The organism is Bilophila sp. T19-St14 (assembly GCF_059728385.1).
Map to the genome: position 1 here is coordinate 1,586,402 of NZ_BAAGFT010000001.1, position 12,691 is coordinate 1,599,092.

At 60.4% G+C, this 12,691-nt stretch carries 12 protein-coding genes; 7 read left to right on the forward strand and 5 right to left on the reverse strand.

All coding sequences use genetic code 11. The features are described 5' to 3' along the window. The first annotated feature begins 147 nt into the window (after nt 1-147). The 6 genes from AC6I1V_RS06885 (at nt 148) to AC6I1V_RS06910 (ending at nt 5,409) form a co-directional block, all read left to right on the forward strand. Nucleotides 148-906, forward strand: coding sequence for an AzlC family ABC transporter permease (locus AC6I1V_RS06885; protein WP_302552739.1), 759 nt, complete (start codon nt 148-150; stop codon nt 904-906). After that, on the forward strand, nt 903-1,229 hold the full coding sequence (locus AC6I1V_RS06890) for an AzlD domain-containing protein (protein WP_302552738.1): 327 nt from the start codon (nt 903-905) through the stop codon (nt 1,227-1,229). The genes AC6I1V_RS06885 and AC6I1V_RS06890 overlap by 4 nt, the downstream gene beginning before the upstream one ends. Nucleotides 1,230-1,709: 480 nt before the next feature. Further along, nucleotides 1,710-2,282, forward strand: a complete 573-nt coding sequence (locus tag AC6I1V_RS06895; protein ID WP_302552737.1) for a hypothetical protein — start codon at nt 1,710-1,712, stop codon at nt 2,280-2,282. Next, entirely contained in the window at nt 2,282-3,502 is a 1,221-nt protein-coding gene (gene coaBC, locus AC6I1V_RS06900) for a bifunctional phosphopantothenoylcysteine decarboxylase/phosphopantothenate--cysteine ligase CoaBC (protein ID WP_486853516.1), read from the forward strand. The genes AC6I1V_RS06895 and coaBC overlap by 1 nt, the downstream gene beginning before the upstream one ends. Continuing rightward, on the forward strand, nt 3,484-4,224 hold the full coding sequence (locus tag AC6I1V_RS06905; RefSeq protein WP_486853517.1) for a hypothetical protein: 741 nt from the start codon (nt 3,484-3,486) through the stop codon (nt 4,222-4,224). The genes coaBC and AC6I1V_RS06905 overlap by 19 nt, the downstream gene beginning before the upstream one ends. A gap of 177 nt (nt 4,225-4,401) precedes the next feature. Further along, entirely contained in the window at nt 4,402-5,409 is a 1,008-nt protein-coding gene (locus AC6I1V_RS06910; protein WP_337430722.1) for an NAD-dependent epimerase, read from the forward strand. A 291-nt stretch (nt 5,410-5,700) separates the two neighbouring features. On the opposite strand, the gene AC6I1V_RS06915 is transcribed toward AC6I1V_RS06910, so the two are convergent. From AC6I1V_RS06915 to AC6I1V_RS06925, 3 genes are all read right to left on the reverse strand, one after another. Further along, entirely contained in the window at nt 5,701-6,618 is a 918-nt protein-coding gene (locus AC6I1V_RS06915) for a DUF2333 family protein (protein ID WP_302552732.1), read from the reverse strand. 452 nt (nt 6,619-7,070) lie between these two features. After that, nucleotides 7,071-7,661 carry a hypothetical protein gene (locus tag AC6I1V_RS06920; protein WP_486853518.1) on the reverse strand — a complete coding sequence of 197 codons (591 nt, stop codon included), beginning with the start codon at nt 7,659-7,661 and terminating at the stop codon, nt 7,071-7,073. A 46-nt stretch (nt 7,662-7,707) separates the two neighbouring features. After that, the gene (locus AC6I1V_RS06925) at nt 7,708-8,880 is read right to left on the reverse strand and encodes a homocysteine biosynthesis protein (protein ID WP_486853519.1); all 1,173 of its coding nucleotides are present in this window, start codon (nt 8,878-8,880) and stop codon (nt 7,708-7,710) included. A 331-nt stretch (nt 8,881-9,211) separates the two neighbouring features. Between AC6I1V_RS06925 and AC6I1V_RS06930 the strand changes: the two genes are divergently transcribed. Beyond that, the gene (locus tag AC6I1V_RS06930) at nt 9,212-10,078 is read left to right on the forward strand and encodes a hypothetical protein (RefSeq protein ID WP_308770420.1); all 867 of its coding nucleotides are present in this window, start codon (nt 9,212-9,214) and stop codon (nt 10,076-10,078) included. Nucleotides 10,079-10,426: 348 nt separating this feature from the next. Here AC6I1V_RS06930 and AC6I1V_RS06935 read toward each other — a convergent pair whose 3' ends face one another. Both AC6I1V_RS06935 and AC6I1V_RS06940 read right to left on the reverse strand, forming a co-directional pair. Continuing rightward, nucleotides 10,427-11,986, reverse strand: a complete 1,560-nt coding sequence (locus AC6I1V_RS06935) for an ammonia-forming cytochrome c nitrite reductase subunit c552 (RefSeq protein ID WP_479859313.1) — start codon at nt 11,984-11,986, stop codon at nt 10,427-10,429. Continuing rightward, nucleotides 11,979-12,455, reverse strand: a complete 477-nt coding sequence (locus AC6I1V_RS06940) for a cytochrome c3 family protein (RefSeq protein ID WP_302552728.1) — start codon at nt 12,453-12,455, stop codon at nt 11,979-11,981. The genes AC6I1V_RS06935 and AC6I1V_RS06940 overlap by 8 nt, the downstream gene beginning before the upstream one ends. Nucleotides 12,456-12,691 lie beyond the last annotated feature (236 nt).

Consider the following 12,691-nt stretch of genomic DNA (forward strand, 5'->3'; position numbering starts at 1 on the left):
ACTATGACGGAGCCTTTTTAAACTAGACGCCCTGTGTGTTTCGGTATATCTTCCGACTCCTTCCACAGGGCTCTTTCCGTCCTTGCGGCAAGAGCCCTGTGCCGATCCCGTCAGCTTTCAGCCCCCATCAACATTCGCAGCAGCATCATGTCCGACACCATTGAATCAACCGCCAAGACGGAACCGGAAGCCTCTTCCTCCTCCGCCGTCCTTACAGGCATAAAGCGCGGGTTCCCCATCTTTTTGGGATACGTGCCGCTTGGTTTCGCATACGGCGTGCTTGCCGTCCAGAACAACATCCCCGCCGTATATGCCGTGCTCTTTTCCCTGTTCGTCTACGCCGGGGCCGGGCAGTTCATCGCCGTCGGCCTATGGGGGATGGGCGCATCCGTCTTTTCCATCGTCTTCACCACGTTCGTGATCAACCTGCGGCATGTGCTCATGTCCGCCGCCGTAGCCCCGTGGTTCGCGCCGTTCACCCGTTTCCAGCAGTTCATCATCGGCTGGGGGCTTACGGACGAGGTTTTCGCCATGCACAGCATGGCTATGGCCACAGGCGAGAAGGCGCGGCTTCCGCTGGTGTACGCCGCCAACTTCACCTCACACAGCGGCTGGGTGCTCGGTACGCTCATCGGCGCGGTGGCCGGCGACTTCCTGCCCGATCCCAAGCTGTTCGGCCTTGATTACGCCCTGCCCGCCATGTTCCTCGCCCTGCTCGTCCCCCAGTGCAAGGAGCGGCTGTACACGCTGGCGGCCATCCTCTCGGCGCTGCTTTCCGTCATCCTCGCCATGTGCGATACGGGCCGCTGGAACGTCATCATCGCCAGCGTCATCACCTCCACCATCGGGGCCCTGCTCGTCACCCACCGCGACCGCAACATCGACGCCCTCAGGAAGAAAGCATGAACATCGATCTCCTGCTCTGCATCCTCGGCATGACCCTCGTGACCCTCATCCCCCGCGTGCTCCCGGTCACGCTGCTGGCGGGGCGCGAGCTGCCGCCGCTCCTGACGCGCTGGCTCTCCTTTGTGCCCGTTTCCGTGCTCGCCGCGCTGGTCGCGCCCGATCTGCTCCTCGCTGACGGCAAGCTCAATATTGCTGGGGACAACCTGTTCCTCATCGCCACCTTCCCCACCCTGCTCATCTGCTGGTACAAAAAAGGCAGCTTGTTCGGCGCGCTTGCCGTCGGCATGGGCACCGTGGCGCTGATCCGGTACTGGATGGCGTAAGGGGTATGGGATAGGTATTAGGATAGTTGGAGGGGGAAGGGGAAACTTTCTAGAGAAAGTTTCCCCTTCCCCCTCCAAGCCTCCCCTATCCTCTTCAAAGATTTTCGACTGGCGGGGAGGCCGCGCGGAAGGAGTCCGTTCCCGCGCAAGCCGGGGGGAGCGGATGCGGCCGGTTTGCGTTTCGTTCGTAAAGAGTCCATCCCGGCGCGAGCCGGGGGGAGCAGCCGCAGGATATCCAACGGTTCCCTGATAAGAGCCCGTTCCGGCACCAGCCTTTTGGGGTAGAGGGGGGAGCAGGCGATACCTATGCGCATATGGGCCTCAGATGGTAGCCCTTTGGGGATACAAGGGCAGGCTTCCGGGTTTTCCTTTGGGCAAGGGCCGGGAACGCCATCGCCTTCTATTTGCGCATCATGCGAAGATTGGCTATGAACAGAAAGCCGGGGGTTCCCGGACACCGCCATGACGAAGGAGTTTCCCATGCGTGCTCTTTACTGCCTGCTGCTCATCTGTTCCCTGCTCCCCCTTTCCGGGTGCGCGGAGCTCAATATTTCCAATCCGTTCGAGACGAAATCCTCCGACGGCAGCGAAGTCTATTTTGATCAGTTCCCCGATGTCCCGATTCCCCGCGATATGTCCGTGGACGCCAAGCGCAGCCTCATTTCCGTGGCTCAGGACGGAACCAAGACCGGCCTCATCACCGTCGAAGGCCGCGTGGATAAGCCCTCCCTCGCCAACGCCATGATTTTGAACATGAACCGTCAGGGCTGGAACCTGCGCGGCGCTGCCATCGGCTCCAAGACCATGCACCTGTACGAAAAAGGCGAACGGTACGTGGTGATCTACTATTATGATCAGACCACCACCGCCGCTATGGAAATCTGGGCCATGACCCGGCTCGCCGACGGCGTCCTGCCGACTATGGGCAACGGCGGGATCTCCGCCGGAATGGACGCGGGCGGCAGCTCCACCCCGTCGTTCTATCTGACGCCCGACACGTCCACGGGCACGGGCAGCTCCGGCGGCGTGCATCAGCAGGGCCTGAGCCAGTAATGGACGCACATCTCGCCTTCCGCGGCGTCGGCGGGGCCCGCCTCCATCTTGGCGTGTGCGGCTCCGTCGCCGCCTACCGTGCGCTTGATCTCGTGCGCCAGTGGCAGGATGCGGGGGTTTCCGTCAGTGCGACCCTGACCCCCTCCGCCCAGAAATTCGTCACGCAGCTGACGTTTGCCGCACTCGGCGCGGCCCCGGTATACACGGCGGCCTTTGATGATCCGCAGGCGCCCTCGCCCTTCGCCCATCTCGAACCGGGCCAAGTGGCGCAGGCCCTCGTCATCGCCCCCGCCTCCGCCGCCACCATCGCGCGGCTGGCGCAGGGGCAGGCCGACGAACTGCTGGCCTGCCAAGCCCTTGCCTTCCGGGGCAAGGCCGTCATCGCCCCCGCCATGAATCCCGCCATGTGGAGCCATCCGGCTACGCAGGCCAATATCGCCATCCTCCGCGGGAGGGGATGCGCCGTGGTCGAACCCGGCTGCGGGCGTACGGCATGCGGCGAGGAAGGGCAGGGACGCCTTGCCGACCTGCGGGAAATCTACCTCGCCGGGCTGCGCGCGCTGGCCCCGCAGGATATGGAAGGCATGCGGGTCATGGTCACCCTCGGCCCCACCCGCGAGCACTGGGACGGGCTGCGTTTCTGGACGAACCCGTCTACCGGGACGATGGGCGCGGCGGTCGCCGTGGCCGCATGGCTGCGCGGCGCGCGGGTCGAGGCCGTCTGCGGGCCGGGCACGCCGTGGCTGCCCGCCGGGATCGCCCGGCACAACGTCGGATCGGCCCGGCACATGCTGGAGGCCGCCGCTTCGGTGTGGCCGCAGTGCGACGCGGGCGTGTTTACCGCCGCCGTAGCCGACTTCTCCCCTGTGCCTCCGGCGCAGGGCGGCGACAAGAAGTTTAAGAAAAGCGACGCCCCCGACGGGTTCGACGTCCATTTCGCACCCAACCCGGACATCCTGAAAACGCTCGCCGCAGGCCGCAGGCCGGATCAAAAGGTCGTGGGCTTTGCCGCCGAATCGCAGAACCTTGAAGGCTCCGTCCGCGGCAAGCTCGTTTCCAAAAAAGCCGATATGGTCGTGGGCAACCTGCTCCAGGACGGTTTCGGCACGGCGGACAACACGGTTTTCGTCGCCGACGCCTCCGGGCGCGAAGAACGCTGGGTACGCCTTTCCAAAACAGACGTTGCGTGGAGACTGCTCTCGTGGCTCCTGTCCCGCTGAACATTTCCCCGGCCTTCCGTCCGTGGCGCCAGGCCGGGATCACGCATCTGCTCCTCGACGACGAGGTCAGGGAACGGCTGCTGGCGCGCCCGGAACTCGAACCGTCCGAAGCCGCGCCTCCCGTCCGCCCCCCCCGGCAGTACGGCGCGCCGCAGCAGCGCGAGGGACGCCGCCAGCCGCCTCCCTACGTCCCTCCCCAGCAGCCGCAGGCTGTTTCCAGCGCCCCCAAAAAAGCGGCGCGGGCCGCCGACATCCTGCCGCCGGACGCATGGCCCGCCTATTGGCAGGCGCTGCTCAAAAAGACCCCGCCCCGCCCCTTGCTGGTCTGGTCTTATCCGTCCCTCAGCCGTGACCTGGGCGGCGACGCCGATGCCGCCCACCGCGATTTCCTGCGCCGTTTGCTTGGGGATATGGCGCTCCCCAAGGGGAGCCATGCGTTCTGGCCCTTGAACCGCTATCCCTATGGGGACGGCGAATCGGAGGCGACGGTTGACGCCCGGATGTTTTTGAGCGGCATAGCCGCGCTCAAACCCGAAAGCGTCATCCTCATGTGCGGGCAGGTCCCGCCCGCTCTCGGCCTTGCCGATCTGCGCCCGCTTTTGCCGAGCATCGTGCACGGATACCGCTATGTGGTCACGCCGCACGTCGACGGCCTCATTGGGGAGCCGCAGCGCTATGCCCAGCTTATCACCTTCTTAAAATCCATTATTGCGGGAAGATAGAAGGGGTTTAAGGAAGACGGGGCAGCCCTTCCGGGTGTGTCCCTTTCATTGGGGGGTGCGGCGTGCCATCCGCAGCGGAACAGCCTTTTTACGGGCAAACTATCGGAGGCGTCCCCTTTGCGCGGAAAACGCGGCCGGGCACCTCTTCCCACGCATCAATCAGCCAAAGAGGTCTACATGCACGTTCTCGTCACCGGCGCAGCCGGGTTCATCGGATTCCATCTTTCCAAACGCCTAATCGCCGAGGGGCATACGGTCGTCGGCATCGACAACCTCAACGATTACTATTCGGTACAGCTCAAGAAGGATCGCCTTGCGCAGTTGCGGGCCCTGCCCGGATTCACCTTCGAGCATACGGATCTCGCCGATGATGCCGCGCTGGAAGCCGTATTCGGCCGCAACACGTTCTCGCATGTCGTGAACCTCGCGGCGCAGGCGGGCGTGCGCTACAGCCTCATCAACCCCAAAAGCTACGTCCAGTCCAACCTCGTGGGCTTCGGCAACCTGCTCGAATGCTGCCGCCACGGGAAAGTGGGGCATCTGGTGTTCGCCTCGTCCAGTTCCGTGTACGGCATGAATACGTCCATGCCCTTCTCCGTGCGCGACAACGTGGATCACCCGGTCAGCCTGTATGCGGCCTCCAAAAAAGCCAACGAGCTCATGGCCCACACCTACAGCCACCTGTACCGCCTTCCGGCTACGGGGCTGCGCTTCTTCACCGTCTACGGGCCGTGGGGCCGCCCGGATATGGCCCTCTACCTGTTCACCAAGGCCATCCTCGCCGGGGAGCCCATCAAGGTCTTCAATGAGGGCAAGATGCGCCGCGACTTTACCTACATCGACGACATCATCGAGGGCGTGATGCGCGTCATGGCCCGTATCCCCCAGCCCGATCCTGAGTGGGACAGCGCCAAGCCCAACCCTTCGACCAGCACCGCGCCGTGGCGTATCTACAATATCGGCAACAACAATACGGTCGAACTGGGGACTTTCATCAGCACGCTTGAAGACGCCCTCGGCAAAAAAGCCGTCCGCAACCTCATGCCCATGCAGCCCGGCGATGTGGAAGCCACATGGGCCGACGTCTCCGACCTCATCGCGGACACCGGGTTCCGCCCGCAGACGTCCGTGGAATACGGCGTCGGGCAGTTCGTGAAGTGGTATAAGGAATACTACGGCGCGTAGCCCCCAGTTTTTGGAAGGCGGCGGATGCGCTTTTGGGAACTTCCCGCCTGACGGGGGATTCCCTACGAAAAAAGGGAGGACGGCATGCCGTCCTCCCTTTTGCTTTGCGCTTGATGAAAAAGGCTGTGTCATAGAAAATGGTTGATGCTTTTTTCCTTGAAGCTCCAGAGGGATAACCGGCAAAACGCCTTGGCCGTGGTTCCCGCCGAGGGGAAAACCGGAGAAAAAGGCTGTATTTTCACCGCACTGTGGAGCTGAAAAACCACATGCTACAACAGAGCCATAAAAAACTTAGATGCGTATGCTGTTGCGGATGTCTTCAAGGCGGTTCTTGGCGAACAGCACATAGGAAATGATGAGTTCGCCGGAGTTGACCTTAGAGGTGACGTACAGCGGATCATAGGTGCAGATCCGGTTCATGTATTCTATCGCGGCGGCCATGTTGCCCGCATTCCCCTTGCTGCTGATTTCGGGGTACAGTTCATACAGCGCGTTGATGAAGTCCCTCACGACCAGCACAATGCCCTGCACTTCATAAATGCGGTTGTCCAGCGTGTAGAACGGCAGTTCCTGCGAGTTTTCGAGCAGGCCGAGCGCGTAGCCGAGCAGGTTTTCGCCGATCACAAGGTCAAAGGAGGCATACAGGTCGTCAGTCCGGCAGTTGTACACGCCGGTGCCCTTGTCGAGGCTTTCCTTATACTGCTCAATGAGCTTGAGCCCCTTCTTGTAGGACGACTCGGCGGACGGGAACATGAAGCTGCGCGGATCGATGGCGAAGCTGTTCAGGCGGGCCTTGTAGAGCATCTCGTTCTCGCGGTCGTTGGTGCCGAGCTTGGCGATGGTCATGGAATACAGATCCATCAGCACCTTGGTGGCATGGTACACGCCGTACTGCCGGTAAGCCCGGTTGTCCAGCACAAACCGGTTGAACAAAATGTCGTTGATGCTCCATCCGAACGTGGAGTCCAGTTCATAGCGCATCTGATGCGTGATGGCGTCCACCAGCGCCTTCCCTTTGGCGTTCTCATCGAGCTTGTCGGCTTCGGCGATCTGGACGGGGGTGGGGAATTCCGTGCGATCGATCTTCGCATACAGAGCCTGGCTGCCCCACGCGAGCAGCAGCAACGTAATGAACAAACAAACCTGCACCAGCAGCGTCTTGCCGACAATCTTGCATTTTTCCAAAAAACCAAATTCGGGGAGTTTCACCAAAACACCTCGTCTCGCTACGTTTGTACGGAAAGAAGAGGAAAGCCGGAGCGCCCGGCTTCCAAAGAAAATCGCCTTATAACGTTAATGCCGTTCCCGCAAAAGACAAGCACGCCGCCCCCTCCTGAGGCCGCCTTTCCCGCCCTGCCCGCAGGCCGTCCCTATTGCCCGCTTCCGCAAGCAAGGATTCAAGATAGGGCAAACGGCTTGAAAGATAAAGGGATAGGCTCAATCGAGACATTCGCCTTTTTGATGATTTTCTAAGGCTCTGTCATGGTACATGGTTGTTTTGTTTTAGCAATATACTGAAAATATATGTTTTTTCTCAAAATTTTCCGCTGGTGGGCTCTGTGATTGGGGGATTTTATTGGTTATTTCTTTGAAATTTCAAGGAAATAAAGCATTAACCGTTTTCTATGACACAGCCTTTTCTAAAAAATTCATTTTGAATTTCAGATAGCTGGAATGTTGTTTTCATTGCAGAAGCGAATCTCCCGCACAATCCGGGCCGACACTCCGGGAAGGGGCAGGGCCTTTTCCAGAAGATGCCGCCATAGTAATCTGTTGATATTTTTCTTAAAATCACAATAATCACAATGCCGTTCTGCAGCCACGCTATGCGTGCCCCTCGTCAGCAAGCCGCGTGAGAAGTGCCTGTTCGCCGATCCAGCCACGCTGTGCGGGCCGCTCGTCAGGCTTTCGCCCCCCCCAAAACAAGTTGCCTCGGCCATGAGGTTCGCCAGCAGAAAAAGGAAAAGCCCTGCCTTCACCATGTTGTGGAGAAGCCCCCCCATTTCACTTCCTGACATCGCCGGATCAGCTGTACAATGCCATCTCTGGCGGAGCCTTCCGAAACTTGTGGGGATGAAACAACACGCTATGGCGGATCCTTTCGGAAAGGCTCTGTTAAAGTATGTAGTTGTTTCATCTCCGCAGTGCGGTGAAAAATAGAGCTTTTTTCCAGTTTCCCCCTTGGCGGGATCCGCGGTTAAGGCATTTTTCCGGTTATCCCTTTGGAGTTTCAAGGAAAAAGCATCAACCATTTTCTATGATACAGCCTTCGGAAAAGACCGCTTCCCCAACGGCCCATCAATATGCCGGGATACGGTCAACCGCTTCTGTCAGAAGGAACTCGCCTTTCCCGATCCACGCCTTGAGCGTATCGGCTATTTCAAGGGAAATCATATGGCTGGTCAGAGGCACGGTCGGGATCTTGCGGCCCTGGATTTCCACCTCGCCGGAAAGCAGGTCGGAGAAACGCACATGCTGGATGATCCGGGGCAGCCCATTGGGGTAGTCATACCCGTAATCCTTCACGGGCATCAGGATGTCCTCGTTGGAAACCCCGGTGAAGGCCGCCATGTCCTCATTGAGGATCGGGATCGGAATCCCCACGCCCACCGCCAGCGAAACGCCGTATCCGGTGAGGGACAGGCCGCGCAGGTAGCGGGGCTTCATGCCCTTGAGGTCGCCGCGCACCATGAGCGTGCCCGATCCGCTGAGGGGGAGCCCTTTTTCAGTGCGCTGGGGTGAGGGGTCGTGCTGCGTGCCCGCACCGATGACGTAACCTTGCCCGCCTCCGAGGAAAATGCGCGTCCCGGTGCCGATGGTGCGGAACCACGGATCATTGAACAGCGGCGAGAGGCAGCCCGCCGTGGCAAAGTTCACATTCCGCATGTCCGGCTTGAGCGGCCCCATGTACGTATAAATGGTGCGGCTGGTGCAGTTCACCGCCGCATTGTAATTCTGGTAGCAGTTGCGCGGGTTCAGAAGCTGCGCGAAAGCCAGATCCGCCAGAGTGATGGTGCGGTCGAGGGCCCGGCGGGGGTAGCAGTCCGTCCCGTATGAAGCCGCCCGCAGATGGATGCTGCGCCCGGCTACGAGATCTTCGATGACGTGTGCGCCGCCGTATTTGAACTGGCCCGGATAGACCTTGTTCTGGGGATCGTCTTCGGGCAGCTCGGTAGCGCCGAGATAGGCGTCCACGGCGGCAAGCCCGGCATAGGCGGGGACGTCGTTCATCCAGACCTTGGTGGTGCGGATTTTCGGCGGTTCGGGCTGGCCGATGTTGAACAGCAAGCCGGACGAGCACATGGGCGAGAACGTGCCCGTGGTCACCACGTCGACTTCACGGGCGGCTTTTTCCGGGCCCATGCGCCGGACGGCCTCGACCATTTCCTCGGCGTTGAGGACTACGGCCTTGCCTTTTTTGATGCGCTCGTTGATTTCCGCAATTGTCTTGATAACCTTGTGAGAAGACACGATAGTTTTCCTCGGCAGATGGTTGGTTCCCTCGGCGGGCGCGGTTCGGTTCGTTTGTCCTTTACCGTTATCATACCCCCTTCCGCCAGTCCATGACCGTGCTGGGGCGGGGGATTCGCCTTTCCGATGTCTTTTGAAAGGGTTCGGATGCGCTTTTGGGCCCGTTATGGCGTCATGCCTATATGAAAGTGCCGATGTCCCGTGCGCGGCTCAGGGAAGACGCCCCAGCGGTGGAGAGGCGGGCCATAGCTTGGCGGACGGCACGGCTTTATGATACTACCCCAGCTTGAAACCATACCAATGGTGTCCATCACCAAGCAATGGAGCATACATGAACCTTTCCAAATACGAACATGCGGAGCGCAAGGAGGCCGAAGCCTCCAAGGATGCCCCCGAAACCCCGCAGGACGGCGGCGCGGAACAGAAGCACCACACGCTGTTCGGCAAGCAATTCACTGAAAAAGAGCAGAAGACCTTATTCCTCTACCTCGTCATCGGCATCGTCCTCATGGAGCTCGCGGTAACGGTGGGCGCCATCATCATCAGCATCACCAACGCCCAGCCCTCGTCCAGCGGCGTGCCGCACTTCCAATTCCCGTGGATAGGCTATCTGGTCGCCGTGGTCATGGTTCCCGTGCTCGCCATGCTGCTGGTCAACCTCGTGAGCCTCGGCTTCTCGCGGGGGGCGCGCGGCGGCGAAGACGTGAACCTCGAAGGCGTCCCGCAGCGGATGCAGACGTTTTACGCGCTGGTCCGGGGAGCGCCCACGGTGATCCTGTTCGCGGGCTTCGTGCTCATGTGCGCCGCGATCTACTATCTCGACGGGGTGATGAGCCTGCTCCTGAAACTGGGGGAAAACTTCCATATGGTCGCCATATGGGTCGTGGGCGGCTTCGCCGCAGCCTGGATCATCAGCTATGTCGTCCGGGCGTGGATGCATTACAAAACCAAACAGATGGAAGCGGAATACGCATTCCGCCACGAAGTGCTGGAACGTACCGGCATGGTCATCCTCGACACCAAGCACGCGCCGACCACGGAACTGCGCATGCTGCCCTCCGTCCCCGGCGGCCAGTCCGGGGCCCTGCCCCCCGCCGTGGATGTGGACGCTTCAGCCGCGCTTCCGCCCTCCGAAGGGGATGCGGCGCAGGAGGATCCCTCCCAAACGGCCGTGGACATCGACGGCGGGAAAAAATAGCGCTTCCCTCACGCGCCCGGAAAACTTTTCCCACGAACGGGCATTACCTCAATAAAACAGGCCCGCTGCCCCACCAAAAACCATCACGGCGCACAGCCCATCAACCAAACGGCAAGCCCTTCCGGTCATACATCGGAGGGGCTTGCCGTTTATGAAGTGAGGATGAGGTGGACGGGAGGGGATTCTCCCGAAGAAAAAAGGAAGGAATCTTTCACCCAAAAGGGCACGGCGATCAGCGCCCGCCTTAAGGGTCTCCTCCCACCCGCATGATGCGTTCATAGCGTTGAGAGGAAAGGGGGGAATCCCCGGCTTCCGCCTGTGGGTGAGGCTTCCCCCTTCATCATACGCCTACTGGATCTTCTTGTTGCCTTCCCACATCTGTCCGGCCTTCGGCAGGGGCTTCAGGTACGCGAACCACGGATGGGTCTTGAGGTATTCGGGGTCCTGCTGGAGCTTGCGGCTCATCTTAAGGATGGGCGGCACAACCTGCTTGATGTCGCCTTCCAGCTTCGGCGCGATGCCGTAGTTGGTGGCCTTGAGCGCCGCGTTGACGGCGTCCTGGCTCAGGGTGATGGAACTGGTCAGGGTGTCAAGGGCCTTGGCGGGGTTATGGAACCCGACGCTGTTTTCGGCGGACACGAAATCCCAGAACATCTGGCCCTTGCGGACGGCTTCCTTGGCCCGGATGATCAACTGATCATAATCGGCGGGCTTTTCTCCGGCGTACTCAAGGGCAAGGCGCACGGCTTCGTGGGCGCGCACGGAGTATTCCTGCGCCACGAGAAGCTGCTTATAGGTCTTGTCCTGCGTATATTCGATGCGCCCGCGCAGGTAGGCCGCGGTCTTGTCGGCATGGCACTGGCGGCAGGCGCGCAGTTCGGGGTCACGCAGGGGCGAAGTCCACCAGTGGCTGGACATCTTCTTGCCTTCCTCACGCTGGTACGGCATGTGGCAGTCGGCGCAGGACACACCGGCGGCGCCATGCGGGCCGTCGATCCACGTTTCATAGTCGGGATGCTGCATCTTCAGCATGGGCGTCTGGGAAACGGGGTGCACCCAGTCGGCGAACTTGCCCTTGAAGCCGGGCATGTCCACGTTGCCGTTGTCCTCATACACGCTATAGATGGCTTCGGGCGTGAAGCCGTTCTTCCACGGGAAAACAGGGCGCTTCGCGGGGCCGTGTCCGGGATCGTTGAAGTAGTATTCCACATGGCACTGGGCGCACACGAGCGAACGCATCTCGCTGCGGGGGAGCTTTGCGGGATCCTTGCCCACGGACTTCAGATAATCCTTGAGCGGCTCGCTGTAGAGCTGGAGCTGCATGTTTTCGGCGTTGTGGCAGGTCGCGCAGCCGATGGAGTCGTCATCCGTGACTTCCGTGCGGAACTGGTTGAAGTCCTTGGCCCAGAAATCGTCGCCGTACTGCTTGATCCACTGCACCATCTTGGGGGTCTTGCAGTTCCAACAGGTGGCGGGCATCCCGCCCTTTTCGCCGTACCGGTTGATGCGGTCGATTTCGAGGATGTCGTGGATTGCATACGTGTGGCCGCGCGCTTCACGGTATTCGTACATGAAGGGATAGCCGAGCCACAGGTTCTTGAGATAGGGCTGGGCCGCCTGCTTGTAGCCTTCGGGCAGCGGGTTCACGTCGTCGTTCTTCATGAAGTTGACGGAGCCCTTGTACTTGCTCATGAACGTGGATTCGTTGTTGCGGTCGTAGCTGGCGGCCTGAAGGGGAAAGTCCTTGCGAAACGCCGAGGTCTTGTTGTCGTCGGAGTCCTTCAAGCCCGTCTTGTAGACCGGGGTCTTCAATTCGGCTGTGGACACGTCGTCACAGCCCGCGGCAAGCCCCAAGGCGGCGCACACCACCGCCAACCTGATCAAAGTGCAGAATACACGGCTATTCATCGGCCACCATCCTTGTGCTGATGGGCTTCATGCGCATGTGCTGCGCACTACGGTGACAGTCGACGCAGTAGGGCTTGGCGTCCATGCTGGCGACATTCTCGTTGGTTGCAAAATGACAGGCCTTGCAGTTCGCGTTGACGACGTCCTTCGTCGCCATGCCCGCCACGATGGGAAGCTCCACATCGCCAAAGGTATTCATATAGAAATCCCTGGCGCCTTCCTTCGCCTTAAAGGGCAGCTTCGGCAACAACGCCGCCGGAGCGTGACATTCGTTGCAGGCCAGCTTGGCATGGGGGGACAGCTTGTGCGTCCGTGCGGCCTGTTCCATGATATGACAACTGGAACAGAAGGGACGCGCATCCGTCACCCGCATACCCCAAGCCAGCCCTGCCAGCACGAGCACGCCCAGCGCAACGCCGCCCAGCAGCATCTTCAACCACGGGCACTTGCGGGGTGACTCCTCAGACATTCTTGCCTCCTCTTGCAACAGATACCAAAACCGCCTTGGCGGGCCGTCTCCCGGCGCGCCGCGAACGGCAATCCTCTCAGCCCTTCCATCAAAAACCATGCCGGAATTGCGCCTTTTCGTACAAGATGCAATCCTCTTGAAATGACAAAGGATACCGGAGCGGCAAAAATGAAGAGGGGGTTCTATCCTTCCTTTTCCCTTGCTACAGTATGGTTTTTATGACAGCTAGTCAGAAA